Source organism: Lachnotalea glycerini, assembly GCF_003201285.1.
Taxonomy (GTDB): Bacteria; Bacillota; Clostridia; order Lachnospirales; family Lachnospiraceae; genus Lachnotalea; species Lachnotalea glycerini.
This window is the reverse complement of record NZ_QICS01000010.1, coordinates 109750-124730: the sequence shown is the minus strand read 5'-3', so window position 1 is coordinate 124730 and position 14981 is coordinate 109750. Positions and strand designations below refer to the sequence as shown.

Here is a 14981-nt window from a genome sequence, read left to right as displayed (position 1 = left end):
TTATCCCACTCCTTCCTGTTTTAATTTCTCGTATTCTTCTCGATCTTTGATTTCATTGATGCGGCATTCGGTGTATTGTAGGTACGACATTCCGGTATACTTATTGACTCCGACTATGATTGAATCTTTGTCTATGTAAAAACCTTTGGTTGGTTTTGGTCCATCTTCGATTAGTTGTTTTACCGTCCATCTTCGGTATACCTTTCGTTCTGGTTCTGGCCGGATTAAATTCCTCGAAGAAGAATATCTTATGAATTGCTTTTGTTCCTCTTCCTCGAATAGACTAAGTTGTTCATATACCTCTTCATCTGGAGGCTTCACGATATAATTTGCTAGTTTTTTATATCCACCATATTCATATAAGGTTTGATAATTAATTGTCCCATGAGGCCACAGCTCCTTGATCAATAAATCTGTATGTGGCTTTCCCTGTATTCGGTTTAGTAAAATATGAATATGGATTCCACCAAGCTCTCCGATCTCCATCCGATATATGAATTTGAATATTTCACTTCGTTTCTTATATGCTTTCCTCATATCATCAAGGAACTTTTTGAGTTCCTTTTTCACTTCCTCCACTTTCTTTCTCGTTCCCTCTGGATACTTTAATGTAATCCAGTAGTCTTCCGATAAGAAATTGGCTTTGATTACTCTTCTCATACGTTTTTCTTTGTTCAATTGATTCTGCTTTTTGATTTGTTCCGGAGTAGCCTTTTTTCTTTCTCCCCTTTTTTCTCCCTTTGCTCCGTAATTCCCTGCGAACTTATATTCATACTCAATTGAATTAATAAACGGCCATGTATCTTTCCAGTATGCCATTGTCCACCTCTAACTTTAATATACTTAGAATGTTACTCAAAGGGCATGAAAACCCTTGATTTTATTGACTTTCTGCCATACTTTTGATATAATTATTAATATAGTTTTATTGTCTTATGGCATTTGTGATTCTATATCGTTATGCTTAAATCTGTACCAATATTTTTCCATACCTCCTAAATCCTAATTTAATCATCAGATTCATTAATACAATGCTCTTTCACTATCCTTGCTACTCTTTTCAAATAATCCAGATAGGTACATGTCTCTTTGTCTACAAAATATGCAAGCGTTGTAAATCCGTTCATATGCAATTTGACGCAAATATTTATTCTTACAACTTTTATAGAATTTATAAGCTTTTTCATCGTGTCTCCCCTCCCGACTTATTTTTATTTTAGTAATAGGCTGCTCTTTTCCTAAATGACTTTATTTTCTTTCCAAAGATATATTCCTCTTCGGTTATCAGCTTGTCATTTACTCTTCGCCAACTTTCGAACCAGTAGTCTCCGTTTTCATCTTTAAAAAATTTATTTACATTTCCATCCTTGTACTCAACTGCTCCTATGTACCTCATTCCACTGCTACTGCCTTTGATGCTAAAAGCTTCCTTTCGTGCCACTTCAAATTCACTTGTTTTAATGCTATTTTCTATTTTCACTAATAAAGTCCTTTCTTTACCCTTTCGCATCCACGATAATCACTTCGCATTCTCTTACACCCCAGTCATTCGCATCTGAATGAGAGTCAAAATACATATCAATCTTATTGCCCTTAATATCTGCACCTATATCTTCTGCTTGATATATCCCGACTAAGCTGTTTTCATAATAAATTAGCACAGTAGAACCTAAGGGTATACTATTTTGATCTACTGCTATGGTTCTATCCTGAATGGCTTTGGTTTCCGTATAAGTAATGCCATCCGTTTTACCGCAGCACTTTTTACAAGCGCAATAACCATAAACAGTAAACTTGTTAACTTGTCCATAGAAATTACTTTGCTTTGCATCAGCTTGTACAACGAAGCATAAAATTATTAATGCTGCTATTAATGAGATTTTCTTTTTAATCCCTCTCACCCTCTTTCTTATTTATGAATACATGTCCGTCATTGATTGTGACTGTCTGTTCATTTTCTTCATATGAATCAATTAACTCACCCACTGTTTTATTGTCCAGATTCACGAGTATTCTCCTTTCTAACATTTAAAATTATGACTAATTACTTTTCCCTATGTAGTCAACGATTCTTTATTTGTTATCTCTTGATTCATTGAGTTCATTTTTGTCACTTTTTAGCTTGTCCTCCATAAACCGCCTAAGCGGTTTCCTTTTTTACTGGAACATATCCTAATGATTTCATACCTTGCTGATTTAATTTTTCTTTTAGTTCTTCTTGTTCTTTCTCTGTTAAATCACTCCATGGCATACACTTACCATCCATTTTTATGTATCTAACTACTTTTAGTTCTTTCATAGGATCACCTCCAGTTTTAATTTATGTTGCTTTGCTTGTACTTGTTGACTATCTATTTCATTTCTTGTAAATTTTTACGATTTTTCTATACTGTTGTTATCAGCACTGAATTGCTGAATACATTTGAAAGGAGTTCTAATTTATGATTGCTTTCCTTTCTGAGATGAATACGCAAAGCCCTCATACTATGCAGTTTTCTTAGATGTATTTGCAACTGCTGCTAATGTGTTAATTGTTCCTTGCAAATATCCTTTTCCATACTCATCTGACTTTCCCCAAATTTCTGCCATTCTTTCAAGCTTTGGAAGTCTCTTTTCAATTTCTTCTCTTGTTAATAGCGTTTGACTCATACTCTCACCAACCTTTCTGATTAAATATTATTTCTACTTTTATAGTTATGTTGTTGAATTAATCCTTTTTCTTATTTATACCTTTCTTATCAGCACTGGCATGTTGAAATAGATAAGAGAGGAGCATATTATGATTGCTTATCACATTGACCGTAATAATTCACTACATGAAGGTCAAATATTAGATTTATATTCTTGTTGTTCGAATTTTGAAGGTGAACATCAGTTAGAACTAATAGGACTCACCTCAATTTCTCACTTTGCTAAAAATGAAGTGAGTTATATTGACAAGCAACTATCCGGAAAGCCTGTAACTATTAGTGAATCCGACTCGTACACAATCGATAGATATTCCGTAATACCTTTACCCGCTAAAGTTCTTAATAAGATTGATTCAAAACTTATATGTTAAATCAGGCTTTTCAATTTTTAATTTTTCAAAAAGATTATCAAGCAACTTTGATTACTTATATAAAGAATTTGAGAAATATGACAAAAAGAAAAAAGAATAGTTTTGTGCTATTCTTTTTTTAATTAATACGTTTATATTCATTGACATATCGTGATAAATTTCGGATAATAGTATCGTAACTTTTTAAACTATTTATCGAAATGAGGGATTATATGAAAATTTACAACAAATTATTAACTGTTACCATTCTAATTAGTATTTCATTATTTATTACTGCATGCGGTTCAAGTGTAAGCCAAGAGCCCTCTACAATATGCCACCGCTTGGGCAAAAACTTCTTACGGCGAAAATGTGGAATGCTCTTCATCAGCTGATTCTTTAAATGTATTAGTACATACTGATATATCCGTCACTTCTGAAAACGTAACAGATATTATAAATAAATTTATTTCTTCAATGAAATATTATAAGATTGCTTATGAAACTACTCCAGACAATCTTAATTTCAAATTTATTTCCGTTAATTATCTTGATTTAGATGATAATGCATTTTTAAGCCTGACAATAGTAAAAACTGATGATACATTTGAATTAAATAAAATTCTAGTTGATGCAACACAGACAGATACAATTATTTCAGGATTATCGTCTAATAATTAATTACTTATATGAAGAATTTAGTAAGTTTATCAAAACGAAAAAAAAGGAATAGGGGCATACACTTGAAAAATATTAAACGCATATTAACGTCAAAATATACTATGAAACCGTGGGAGGCTGGAATAAGTATATTATTGTTTGTGATTCTTTGGTGTTTGAAATTTTCACCAACGATTTGCTTACTTGCTAGTTTTTCATTACAAATATTTATAAGGATTTATAGGACTTGTATCCAGAAAGAAAAAAAGGAATAGTCTTTGTTGGCTATTCCTTTTTCATCCCTATTGCTATATAATACAATTTTTTTAGCTGCTCCTCGTTAAAATTTTCTATCACTGCTATGAGTAATTGTTTGTAATTAAGATTTTCTTTTGTATATTGCATTGTATAGCTCCCCTTTCATTTCCTTTACAGCATTATAACAAATATCTTGTCTAAATAAATAGAAAATATTGAAATGTCCATAATTCTGGACATTTTTCATTTTGAAAGATTTTGGCTGTAATATATGATATGATAAATTATTTATACTCCGATTTAAACAGCTCTGTCATTTTTAGATCTAACGCTTTTGCAATTGCTTCTAGCTGCTGCAAATTTGGTGAGGTCTTTCCACAATCTATATTATTGATCGTGCTCTTACTCAGCCCTGTTAGCTCTGCCAATTTCCTTGTACTGATATTTCTATCAATATGTGCTTTATATGTGTTAATCGTTATCATATATCCTCCTGATAAGATGATATAAATCACAGGCGGTAGTAAAGATATAGCCTACGTTTTTTCAGACATACACATCCCCCTTTTATTAATTATAACAAAATAGGGAAAAATAACTTCTGGCAATTTAAGGTGTTAAATGTCGGTTTTTATCGTTATTTCACTATTGACTTATTTTGGTATATTTTGGATAATTATAATTAAAATTATAACAATAAAATTTACGCATATTTTATTGTGTATGAAAAAAGTATAAAACAAAAACAAAAAACAACCGAACTGATAAAGAGGAGGAAAAATATGGATTTCAAAGACGAATTTAAAAATTTTATTGAGCGGGCAGCTTCCCTAAAAGATGCCGCACAAACAGAGGAAGCAACAAAAATGTCATTGATTGTTCCGTTCTTTCAGCTTTTAGGCTATGATGTTTTTAATCCATCTGAATTTTGCCCCGAATATACTGCTGATGTTGGAATTAAAAGAGGTGAAAAAGTTGATTATGCAATTTTACTTAACGGCGAACCAGTTATACTGATAGAAGCAAAGGCTTCTAATAAAAAGTTGGATAGGCATAGTTCTCAACTCTTTAGGTATTACGTAGCCACTTCTGCCAAATTTGCTATTCTTACAAATGGTATCGAGTATAGATTTTATACGGATTTGGATGAGAAAAATAAAATGGATAAAGAGCCATTCCTTTATCTAAATATATTAAACCTAAAAGACAATCAGATAAACCAAATCATAAAATTCAAAAAAGAGATGCTTGATATTCCCGATATCATGAATACTGCTTCTTTGCTAAAGTATAATAGTATTTTCAAGGGTATTATAGAGCAACAGTTTCAAAGACCATCTGATGATTTCGTAAAATTGTTTTTACAGTCAATATATAAAGGTGCCAAAACTCAAACAGTACTTGAAAAATTCAGACCTGTACTCAAAAAATCGCTGAACGACTATCTTAACGAGGTTCTAAATGAAAGGCTTCAATCCGCCTTGAATACTGCGAGTATCGAAAATACGGAAAAAGATTCTAATTTGAGTACCAGCGAAGAATGGGAGGCTCTTTCAATTATAAAAGAAATCCTTAAAAACACTGTTGATATTGATAAAATTTCTTTTAAATATACTGAATCATATATAGCAGTTCTTTATGAAAATAATTCTAGAAAATGGTTATGCCGATTAATTTTAACAAATACTTCAAAAACTTTTATCGTACCAGATGAAAGCAAAAAAGAATTAAGATATTCCCTGTGTGATATGGATCAGATAGTTGAATATTCTAGTCAAATAATCAATATTGCAAATCGGTATTTACTTCCGTTCAAAGACATCCCTACGGAATTATTACATACAAAATGGGGTACCTATGAAATGCCTGAACCATATTGCATTGATCTGACAAGGGGACCGCGAACAGATTTGAAAACACTAAAAGCTTAGTAGTGAAAGTTTAAATACATTATGGCAAAACCCGCCCCTACACTACTAGGAACGGCTTAAACGACTAAATCAGACTAAAATGATATAATCATTCGTCCTTAACAAGCAAATAGATGTCATGCTATAATGTATTGTAATATTATTAGATAAATTGCAAAGGAGTTATTATCATGAGTGACTTTAATTCTAAAATCCTGACAGGTGCTGCATATATCCGGGTTAGCACAGATAAACAAGAGGAATTATCCCCTGACGCTCAAAAGCGCTTGTTGCTTGAGTATGCTAAGAAAAATAATATTTTCGTTCCTGAAGAATTTATATTCGTTGAAAATGGTATTTCTGGAAAATATGCTAATAAGCGTCCTGAATTTCAGAAAATGATAAGTATGTCCAAATCAAAAGAACATCCCTTTGATGTTATTATTGTATGGAAATACAGCCGTTTTGCCAGAAATCAGGAAGAAAGTATTGTATACAAATCTTTACTTAAGAAAAACAATATTGATGTAATCAGTATATCAGAACCGCTCATTGACGGTCCATTTGGTTCTTTAATTGAACGTATTATAGAATGGATGGATGAATACTATTCAATTCGGTTATCCGGTGAAGTAAAAAGGGGTATGACAGAGAATGCATTAAGGGGAACTAGGCAAACTAGGACGCCATTTGGTTATATTTATGATAACGGCAATATAGTTATCGATGAGAAGAACAGAGCTTTTGTTGTAAAGATATTTGAGGATTATGTTTATCGCAATATGTCTTTTTATGCCATTGCTAAAGAATTAAATAATTTAGGAGCCGTTACTATTCATGGCAACCCTTTTTTCAGTAGACCTATAAAATATATATTAGATAATCCTGTTTATTGTGGTCTTGTCATGTGGGGTGTGCCCTTTGAATTTCGTCAAAAGCGTAATAAAATGGATCATGATGAAGTTATTGTTCGTAAAGGTACTCATGAAGCTATTATATCAAAGGAACTATTTGAATTAGCTCAAGCAAGGTTAAAACGTGAGTATAAATATAAAGCTTTACCACCTGAAAGTCAAATTCATTGGTTAAGTGCTATGCTTCGTTGCTCTTCTTGCGGTAGAAGCTTAGTTTCAAACGGTGGACAGCGACCGGGTTTTCAATGTTCTGGATATAAAAAACATCAATGTACTGAATCACATTACATAAGGACAACCAAAATTGAAAAAGCAATATTAAAGGATATCCAGGAGGCAATGCTTAATAAAGAGCTTGAATATACAAACATTGCTTCTATTGAAAAATCTAGTGAATTAGAAGCGCTATATAACGCTCTTGATAAGTACGATAAAAAGGAATTTAGAATCAAAGAAGCTTATAGGAATGGTGTTGATACTCTTGAAGAATATAGAGAAAATAAAAAAATTATTACAGATGAAAAACAAGATATTTTAAATCAGATCGAAGCTATAGAGTCGTTGTCTTCTGAAAAAAATTCTGAAGAAATGTTGCAAAGAATATCAAATGTTTATGATATCCTTATCTCTGAATCTGCAACAAGAAATGAAAAGAACACTGCTATAAAGTCTATTATTTCAGAGATTGTATATGATAAGAAAAACGAAACAGTTAAGATTTATTATTTTTTATCTTAATCATTATACCCTATTACCATTAGGTGGTCTGAATAAAAACATATCAATTCCAGTCAGTTCCTTTACTTTCTCATGCGGCTTTTGAATTTCTTCAATACACTCCTGCTTGCTAAGTTGTGACATTTGCTTATGATTTTCACTATGATTGCCCAGATCATGACCGGCTTGTGCAATATTTTTTACATCCTCTGGATATTCCTCTATCCAGCCTCCTGTCATAAAAAATGTAACCTTAACCTCGTGTTTTGCAAGAATATCCAAAATTTTTTGTGTATCTTCATTTCCCCATGCTGCATCAAAGCTTAATGCGACTTGAGGTTTTTGTGTCTCCACACAGTAAATGGGAAGCTCTCTTTTACTTGCATTTGTGCTTGTGGTTATCGATACCAGTTTTGGTGTAAATAGCATCCCAACCGCTAGCAATATTAGCATTGCTCCTGCCATAACCCCATTTCTTTTCAGTTTATCTTTAATAAATGTTTCGGTATTATGGAATATCTTATTGTAATCAAATTTCATAAAAACTCCAACATAATCCTCTTACAATTATTATATGTCAGAGTTTTTTTATATATAACGTAACTTCTTATCACACCACAATATTCTGCAACCAAACACCTTTTTTAATAAGAATATATCCAATGATGCATTTTATAATATCCAATAGCTGACAAATTAAATAAACCATAATAATATGTAAGTCGCTGAACCTTGTCAAAAAATAAGCCGCCGGTATACTAATAACCCACACAAATACGCTATCAAACAAAAAGGTGATAATTGTTTTTCCACCTGAACGAAGCGTAAAATAACTTGCGTGTGTAAATGCATTAATTGGCATGCATAGCGCTGCCACCATGATAAATCGGCTGGCCAGATATTTAACCTCATCGCTGGTTTTATAAATAGCCGGAAACAGTGGTGCCACGATAGCCATAATAATTCCAATAAAAATACAGCTTACTACTGAGAAAAAAATTAATTTGGCATCTGTATCCTTTGCCTCATCCATCTTGTTCGCCCCCAATAATTGTCCAATTATAATAGCAACTGAGCTTCCCAGGGCAATAAAAACAATATTAAACATATTTGATATAGTCGTAGAAATATTCATTCCCGCAATCACCTCAAGCCCTCTTATTGAATAGCACTGCATAATAATTGCCATTCCGCTTGCCCAAAGTGCCTCATTAACCATCAGCGGAGCACCCTTAATCATAATCTGCTTTACCAACTGCCTTGGTATTGCAAAGCTTTGGTAAGCTCCAATAATAAATTTATTATCAGCTGCATGTCGGTGCACCCAAGTCACTATAATGATACATTCCATGTATTTTGCAATTACCGTTGCAATTGCAGCACCTTGCACGCCTAATACAGGAGCGCCAAATTTACCGAAAATCAAAATATAATTCAATACCATATTTACAAATACAGCAACAATTCCTGCAATCATGGGTACTACTGTTTTCCCCATTTCACGCAGCGTGCTAGAATAAACCTGTGAAATTGCAAAAGGAACCAGACTTGTGAGCATAATAAGCAGATATTCCCTTGCATAATTGAATGCCGCATTAATATCTCCAATGCCACTTCCCTCATGCAGATAAAGGGAAATTAATTCGGTTTGAAAACCATATAAAATAAAAATTCCAATTCCACTCATAATAATGCAAGAGATGATTTTAAATCGAAATGCATTTTTCATCCCCTCATAATTACCTTTTCCGTAAAATTGCGTTCCAAATATACTGGCACCTGATACAATTCCAAAAATACATAAATTATATACAAAAATTAATTGATTGACAATTGCAACGCCTGACATCTGCTCCGTTCCAACCTGTCCAACCATAATGTTATCCAATAAGCTGACAAAGTTTGTTATTCCATTCTGTATCATAACTGGTATTGCCAAAATTAATACCATTTTGTAAAATTTCTTATCCCCAATGTACTTTTTCATAGTTCCTCCAAATATTTTGCCTTATCGTATGTTCATTAATACTTTGATTCTTCTCGTTTCATTTCTTCACTCGTTTCCTTGGGAAACTCGTTAACTTATCGTTAAAATCAAATGCCAGCTTCGCTGACGCTTGATTTTCTTACGATAAGTTACATTATACATGTTCTTGAGGATTTTATAAACTATTATATTTATGAATGTTTTAATAAGTGATGGACTTTTTTAATACCTGTCTTACTATTAGTGAACCTACTACCATGATAATTGAAATACCTATATTTATAGATACACTTTCTTCAAATACAAAGGTAATAGGAAGTGCATTTAAAGAGCAATGAACAAGTGCACATAACCAAATATTTTTACTATATCCATATATTGTAGCTTGAGCAAAAGACATACCAATTAACAGAATAAGAAATGCAAAAAAATTAACATATGACTGAGATGAACCTTTAATAAAAAACAGTGGTAAATGCCAAAATGTCCAAATTAATGATGTAATAACCGTAGCCACACCAAAAGGAAATATTTTCTCTAACTCTGGTTGCAGAACCCATCTCCATCCAACCTCTTCCATTCCACCTCCAAATAACATAAGCGGAATCATTAACACAGATAGGTAAATAGGAATTCCCAATGTCACTCTGCCTCTGATTGCAGGATAGATAAAATATAATACAAGAAAAAGTATTACCAAACTATATGAAACCACTGAATCTTTAAAACGAAAAGCTTTTCTGATAAAATCTTTTAAGCTAGAAATCCTTCCATCTTTTTTTTGCACAATATAGGAACTAATTGTTGGACCAAAAGCACCTAATAACAATAAACTCATACAAACTGGATTTTTGATTTTTAAATATCCGAATTGATTTGCAATAATAATCGTTCCCCATAATCCATATGATATAAGAAATGTTATCATTAAATAATTCACAATTATTTTATCTTTAATTTTAATCTCTTCCTTTCTCATTGTTAGGATGGATGTCAAAACCATCCATCTGCACTCCATCAAAAGCATAAAATCGTTTTAGCAGATTCCAAAGTTGTTCTAATTCTTCCATTGTAAACTGACTTGCAATATTGTTCAAAAAAACATTTCCAACCTCTGCATAAGCTACTCCTATCTCAATTCCACCTTGTGTTAAACTAATATTTTTTGCCCGCTTATCCACTTTACTAGCTTCAACCAGAATATATCTCTTTTCTTTCAAAATAGTCACTAATTGCTTAATATTCTGCTTTGAAGTTCCTAATTGCTTTGCTAACCTGTTAAACGTACATTCTCCCTCAGGTATGTGACTGATTGCCAGCAAAAGCATAAATTGACGTAACGTTAAATCCTTATATTGTTTGTCAAACATTGTCTGTATTTTATTATTTGTAGCAAATAATGTCGCATAAATTTGCTGTATTAAAAATAATTCCATATTACCTCCTTTCATTTAGACAATATATTGTCTAATTATTATAATACATATTATTACAAATATCAATTTATTTTATCTAGATAAGATAAATCATATCAATTGCTTTCCTTATCATGAATTAAATGCTCGATTGGCATTTGACAAAGCATTATCTATAGTGCTATTGTATTGATATTGCTATGATATTAACAATTGCCTCTCAGCATTTTTTTGAAAGGATTGCATTAATTTTTATAATGGAGGAACTATGCGTGTATTAAAATATGCCATTCTGGGATTATTAAATAGACATCCAATGACAGGATATGATATATCCAAAGAATTTGACCGGGATTTAATGAACTTCTGGCACGCTAAGCATAGCCAGATTTACCCTGAACTAAAACGATTAACAGAAGAAGGATTAATCAAATATGAAGTTCAGATTAGTGGTGAAGTTCTAGAAAAAAAAGTATATTCGATTACCAAAGAAGGTATAACTGATTTGGCGCAATGGCTTCTTATTGCAGAGGAACTGGAGCCGACCCCTAAGGATGTCTTTCGCTTACGAATGTACTTTTCAGAAAATATGAATCAGAACCAGCTAAAAGCCCTGATTAAGGATCAATATGAAAAACGATTTGCTAAATATCAATTTCTTAAGCAGCGTCTGGATGAATATAGCCATGAACCCTTAATAGGCTCCGTCGAATTTGGGGATTATATGGTATTATTAAGCGCTATCATGCGCGAAAATGCTTATTTAGACTGGTTAAAAATATGTCTAAGCAAGTTGTAGATGAGACTTAAAGTAAATATGTTTTAGAAAAAATAAGGATTTGTTGTAACTAAATTGGAAATACTAAATTATAAAATAATAAATAAATTATGTTATATTGGGTATTTCTTTTTTACAACAGTCCTTATTTATTTTTATTCAATCATGTAATTATTGACATGTTTTTATGTGTATGATATGCTAAATTTATGATAACATTTTAACAAGGAGGTATTTATGTTTCAGTACAAAAATCTTTTTACACCAATTAAAATTGGCTCTGTCACAATTAAAAACCGGTTTGCTCTGGCTCCGATGGGACCTCTTGGTCTTGCCGATGCAGAAGGTGGCTTTAATCAACGTGGTATTGACTATTATACCGAGCGTGCCAAGGGCGGAACCGGATTAATCATTACGGGGGTAACCTTTGTCGACAATGAAGTAGAGGAACACGGTATGCCTAATGTTCCTTGTTCCACACATAATCCGGTTCAGTTTGTAAGAACCGGACGAGAAATGACTGAACGAATTCATGCTTACAACGCCAAGGTTTTCTTACAAATGTCCGGTGGATTTGGACGTGTAACAATTCCAACCAATCTTGGTGATTACCCACCCGTAGCTCCATCTCCAATCCAGCATAGATGGCTTGATAAGACCTGTCGTGCATTAACTGTTGAGGAAATCAAGAGCATTGTTAAGAAATTCGGAGATGGTGCTTTTCATGCAAAACGTGCTGGCTTCGACGGTGTTGAAATTCATGCGGTGCATGAAGGTTATTTAATTGATCAATTTGCTATCTCATTGTTTAATCAAAGAACAGATGAATACGGAGGAAGTCTTGAAAATCGCCTTCGTTTTGCTAAAGAGATTGTTGAAGAAATCAAGGCTCGCTGCGGAAAGGATTTTCCTGTTGCGCTTCGCTACAGTCCTAAGAGCTTTATTAAGGATTTACGTGATGGTGCTTTACCCGGTGAAGAATTCATAGAAAAGGGACGAGACTTACCAGAGGGAATTGAGGCAGCCAAATTATTAGTAGCTTATGGCTATGATTCTTTGGATGTTGACGTTGGGTCATATGATTCTTGGTATTGGAGTCATCCGCCAATGTATCAGGAAAAGGGCTTATATCGTCCTTTTTCTAAAATAATGAAAGAGACTGTTGGCGTTCCTATTATTTGCGCCGGTAGAATGGACAATCCTGTTATGGCCTTAGAAGCTATTGATAATGGAACCTGTGACATGATTAGCCTGGGTCGACCACTACTTGCTGATCCAGATTATGTAAACAAATTAAGAATGAATCAGGCGTCGTCTATTCGCCCTTGTATTTCATGTCAAGAAGGCTGTATGGGGCGTATTCAGGAATACTCAATGTTAAACTGCGCAGTAAATCCACAAGCCTGTCGCGAACGTGCCACTGCATTAACTCCAATTTTAAAGAAGAAAAAGGTTATGATTGTTGGCGGTGGTATTGCCGGCTGTGAAGCTGCCAGAGTATTGAAGCTTCGTGGTCATGAACCGGAAGTTTACGAACAATCTTCTCAATTAGGCGGTAATTTAATTCCGGGCGGAGCTCCTGATTTTAAGGAGGATGATATCGCTTTAGCAAAATGGTTTACCAATCAGTTAAAGGACTTAGACATTCCCGTTCATTTAAATACTACAGTTTCAAAAGATATGGTATTATCATCAAAATGTGATACGGTCATCATTGCAACCGGCTCTACTCCTAAAGTCTTTTCTTTGGGTGATAATGCCAAGGTATATACTGCTTCTGAGGTATTGCTTGGCTCTAAAGATGCAGGTGAAACTACTGTTGTAGTTGGTGGCGGTCTAGTCGGCTGTGAAACTGCTCTTTGGCTTGCAAAACAAGGTAAAAAGGTAACCATTGTGGAAGCTCTTCACAAAATACTGGCCGTAAACGGACCTCTTTGTCATGCTAACAGTGAAATGCTAGAGAAATTAATTCCATTCAACCACATTGATGTAATAACTGATGCTAAGGTAAACAAATTTGAAAATGGTCAGTTGAAAATGACTACTTCTGACGGTGAAAAAGAAATTACCTGTGATAGTGTTATACTCTCTGTTGGTTATCAGGAGCAAAACTCTTTATATTATGATTTGGAATTTGAGGTTTCTGATTTACATTTACTCGGAGATGCCAAAAAGGTATCAAACATTATGTATGCTATTTGGGATGCCTATGAAGTTGCCAACCATATTTAAGGCTACTGCGAGCAGTGCGGAAACTCACTTACAAAAGTTAATCTCTTCTGTACAAAGTGTGGTAAAAAAATAGAATAAAATTGAACATACACCTTCATTGATCAAAGAGGGTGTATTTCTTTACATTATTATTTAATCAGTAGTACATAAAAAGAAGTTGTTTTTCAAAAAAGAAATCACAAATGGCATTTTTATTTAGTCAAACTTAAGTTAATTTACTACTTTCATACATAATTTTATAGAAAGTAACGATACTAACAGTAATATTTTAATTGCTATAGTTTCAATACATTAGAAAGGAAGCTTAAAAATGGAAATATTACAGGCACTTTTTACCTCTCTGGTTTCTATTCTAACTTTATTTATCATAACCAAGCTGATTGGTAACCGTGAAATGTCACAGCTTAGCATGTTTGATTACATTAACAGTATTACAATCGGTTCCATTGCCGCGGAGCTTGCTACCACTGAATTTACAGATTCTTTAAAGCCATTTGTCGCAATGCTGGTATATGGAATTATTATATTTTTGCTTTCCATTTTAACTGATAAATCTATCAAGCTCAGGCGACTAGTCACAGGAAAAGCTATTATACTATTTGATAATGGAGAGATATTTTCTAAAAATTTGCAAAAAGCCAGAATAGATATTAATGAATTTATGTCACAATTAAGAATCAATGGATATTTCGATTTATCTAATATTCAAACAATAATATTAGAAGCAAACGGTAAAGTGAGTATTCTTCCTGTATCTGACCAGCGCCCTATTATTGGTAAAGATCTTGGCATTAAGCCAACTCAGGATAATTTGGTAGCCAACGTGATTATAGATGGTAATATTCTTTTTGAAAACCTAAAACATACCGGGAAAAATGAAAAATGGCTGATAGATCAGTTGAAATCTCATGATATCAAAGAAATTTCAGATATTTTTTTAGCTACTTGCGATTTAAATAACAAGCTTCAGGTATACAAAAAGCATGGTGAAAAAATGATGCTTGATCTTTTTGAATGATACATGTCAATTCAACAGAATCTATTTTAATTATATGACATACTTAAGGGAT

At 33.1% G+C, this 14981-nt stretch carries 16 protein-coding genes and 2 pseudogenes; 7 read left to right on the top strand and 11 right to left on the bottom strand.

Annotation, left to right across the window (positions count from 1 at the left end):
- The 6 genes from C8E03_RS16515 to C8E03_RS22040 form a co-directional block, all read right to left on the bottom strand.
- Window positions 1–819, bottom strand: a complete 819-nt coding sequence (locus C8E03_RS16515; RefSeq protein ID WP_110291616.1) for a rolling circle replication-associated protein — start codon at window positions 817–819, stop codon at window positions 1–3.
- 188 nt (window positions 820–1007) lie between these two features.
- Entirely contained in the window at window positions 1008–1187 is a 180-nt protein-coding gene (locus C8E03_RS16510; protein ID WP_110291615.1) for a hypothetical protein, read from the bottom strand.
- A 29-nt stretch (window positions 1188–1216) separates the two neighbouring features.
- Window positions 1217–1480, bottom strand: a complete 264-nt coding sequence (locus tag C8E03_RS16505; protein WP_146212339.1) for a hypothetical protein — start codon at window positions 1478–1480, stop codon at window positions 1217–1219.
- Between the two features lie 16 nt (window positions 1481–1496).
- Window positions 1497–1901, bottom strand: a complete 405-nt coding sequence (locus tag C8E03_RS16500; protein WP_170123034.1) for a 3D domain-containing protein — start codon at window positions 1899–1901, stop codon at window positions 1497–1499.
- A 239-nt stretch (window positions 1902–2140) separates the two neighbouring features.
- Window positions 2141–2299, bottom strand: a complete 159-nt coding sequence (locus tag C8E03_RS22045) for a hypothetical protein (RefSeq protein ID WP_170123033.1) — start codon at window positions 2297–2299, stop codon at window positions 2141–2143.
- Window positions 2300–2484: 185 nt separating this feature from the next.
- Complete coding sequence (locus C8E03_RS22040; RefSeq protein ID WP_170123032.1) at window positions 2485–2649, bottom strand: hypothetical protein; 165 nt, start codon at window positions 2647–2649, stop codon at window positions 2485–2487.
- 763 nt (window positions 2650–3412) lie between these two features.
- On the opposite strand from C8E03_RS22040, the gene C8E03_RS16490 reads away from it, so the two are divergent.
- The gene (locus C8E03_RS16490) at window positions 3413–3721 is read left to right on the top strand and encodes a hypothetical protein (RefSeq protein ID WP_110291611.1); all 309 of its coding nucleotides are present in this window, start codon (window positions 3413–3415) and stop codon (window positions 3719–3721) included.
- 521 nt (window positions 3722–4242) lie between these two features.
- Here C8E03_RS16490 and C8E03_RS16485 read toward each other — a convergent pair.
- Window positions 4243–4443, bottom strand: coding sequence for a helix-turn-helix domain-containing protein (locus C8E03_RS16485; protein ID WP_094376350.1), 201 nt, complete (start codon window positions 4441–4443; stop codon window positions 4243–4245).
- Between the two features lie 297 nt (window positions 4444–4740).
- Between C8E03_RS16485 and C8E03_RS16480 the strand changes: the two genes are divergently transcribed.
- Complete coding sequence (locus tag C8E03_RS16480; RefSeq protein ID WP_110291610.1) at window positions 4741–5889, top strand: type I restriction endonuclease; 1149 nt, start codon at window positions 4741–4743, stop codon at window positions 5887–5889.
- 170 nt (window positions 5890–6059) lie between these two features.
- Window positions 6060–7520, top strand: coding sequence for a recombinase family protein (locus tag C8E03_RS16475; protein ID WP_094376352.1), 1461 nt, complete (start codon window positions 6060–6062; stop codon window positions 7518–7520).
- 12 nt (window positions 7521–7532) lie between these two features.
- Here C8E03_RS16475 and C8E03_RS16470 read toward each other — a convergent pair.
- The 4 genes and pseudogenes from C8E03_RS16470 to C8E03_RS16455 form a co-directional block, all read right to left on the bottom strand.
- Window positions 7533–7952: pseudogene (locus C8E03_RS16470) on the bottom strand (polysaccharide deacetylase family protein); the annotation flags it as partial.
- A gap of 157 nt (window positions 7953–8109) precedes the next feature.
- A complete protein-coding gene (locus tag C8E03_RS16465) occupies window positions 8110–9486 on the bottom strand; it encodes an MATE family efflux transporter (protein WP_094376354.1) in 1377 nt (458 codons plus the stop codon).
- A gap of 202 nt (window positions 9487–9688) precedes the next feature.
- Entirely contained in the window at window positions 9689–10489 is an 801-nt protein-coding gene (locus C8E03_RS16460) for a CPBP family intramembrane glutamic endopeptidase (RefSeq protein ID WP_170123031.1), read from the bottom strand.
- Entirely contained in the window at window positions 10446–10922 is a 477-nt protein-coding gene (locus tag C8E03_RS16455) for a MarR family winged helix-turn-helix transcriptional regulator (protein WP_170123030.1), read from the bottom strand. Before C8E03_RS16455 ends, C8E03_RS16460 begins: the two co-directional genes overlap by 44 nt.
- 247 nt (window positions 10923–11169) lie before the next feature.
- On the opposite strand from C8E03_RS16455, the gene C8E03_RS16450 reads away from it, so the two are divergent.
- From C8E03_RS16450 to C8E03_RS16435, 4 genes and pseudogenes are all read left to right on the top strand, one after another.
- A complete protein-coding gene (locus C8E03_RS16450; RefSeq protein WP_094380344.1) occupies window positions 11170–11700 on the top strand; it encodes a PadR family transcriptional regulator in 531 nt (176 codons plus the stop codon).
- Between the two features lie 216 nt (window positions 11701–11916).
- On the top strand, window positions 11917–13911 hold the full coding sequence (locus tag C8E03_RS16445; RefSeq protein ID WP_110291607.1) for an oxidoreductase: 1995 nt from the start codon (window positions 11917–11919) through the stop codon (window positions 13909–13911).
- Window positions 13912–13920: 9 nt separating this feature from the next.
- Window positions 13921–13989 (top strand): annotated as a pseudogene (locus tag C8E03_RS22965) (zinc-ribbon domain-containing protein); the annotation flags it as partial.
- 232 nt (window positions 13990–14221) lie between these two features.
- On the top strand, window positions 14222–14929 hold the full coding sequence (locus C8E03_RS16435; RefSeq protein WP_094380340.1) for a DUF421 domain-containing protein: 708 nt from the start codon (window positions 14222–14224) through the stop codon (window positions 14927–14929).
- The last annotated feature ends 52 nt before the right edge of the window (window positions 14930–14981 follow it).

Excerpts from the sequence above, each read along its gene's own strand:
- C8E03_RS16480 (WP_110291610.1), top strand. The coding sequence starts at position 4,741 with ATGGATTTCAAAGACGAATTTAAAAATTTTATTGAGCGGGCAGCTTCC.
- C8E03_RS16435 (WP_094380340.1), top strand. The coding sequence starts at position 14,222 with ATGGAAATATTACAGGCACTTTTTACCTCTCTGGTTTCTATTCTAACT.
- C8E03_RS22045 (WP_170123033.1), bottom strand. The coding sequence starts at position 2,299 with ATGAAAGAACTAAAAGTAGTTAGATACATAAAAATGGATGGTAAGTGT.
- C8E03_RS16450 (WP_094380344.1), top strand. The coding sequence starts at position 11,170 with ATGCGTGTATTAAAATATGCCATTCTGGGATTATTAAATAGACATCCA.
- C8E03_RS16485 (WP_094376350.1), bottom strand. The coding sequence starts at position 4,443 with ATGATAACGATTAACACATATAAAGCACATATTGATAGAAATATCAGT.
- C8E03_RS16510 (WP_110291615.1), bottom strand. The coding sequence starts at position 1,187 with ATGAAAAAGCTTATAAATTCTATAAAAGTTGTAAGAATAAATATTTGC.
- C8E03_RS16475 (WP_094376352.1), top strand. The coding sequence starts at position 6,060 with ATGAGTGACTTTAATTCTAAAATCCTGACAGGTGCTGCATATATCCGG.
- C8E03_RS16515 (WP_110291616.1), bottom strand. The coding sequence starts at position 819 with ATGGCATACTGGAAAGATACATGGCCGTTTATTAATTCAATTGAGTAT.
- C8E03_RS16445 (WP_110291607.1), top strand. The coding sequence starts at position 11,917 with ATGTTTCAGTACAAAAATCTTTTTACACCAATTAAAATTGGCTCTGTC.
- C8E03_RS16460 (WP_170123031.1), bottom strand. The coding sequence starts at position 10,489 with ATGGTTTTGACATCCATCCTAACAATGAGAAAGGAAGAGATTAAAATT.
- C8E03_RS16465 (WP_094376354.1), bottom strand. The coding sequence starts at position 9,486 with ATGAAAAAGTACATTGGGGATAAGAAATTTTACAAAATGGTATTAATT.
- C8E03_RS22040 (WP_170123032.1), bottom strand. The coding sequence starts at position 2,649 with ATGAGTCAAACGCTATTAACAAGAGAAGAAATTGAAAAGAGACTTCCA.
- C8E03_RS16455 (WP_170123030.1), bottom strand. The coding sequence starts at position 10,922 with ATGGAATTATTTTTAATACAGCAAATTTATGCGACATTATTTGCTACA.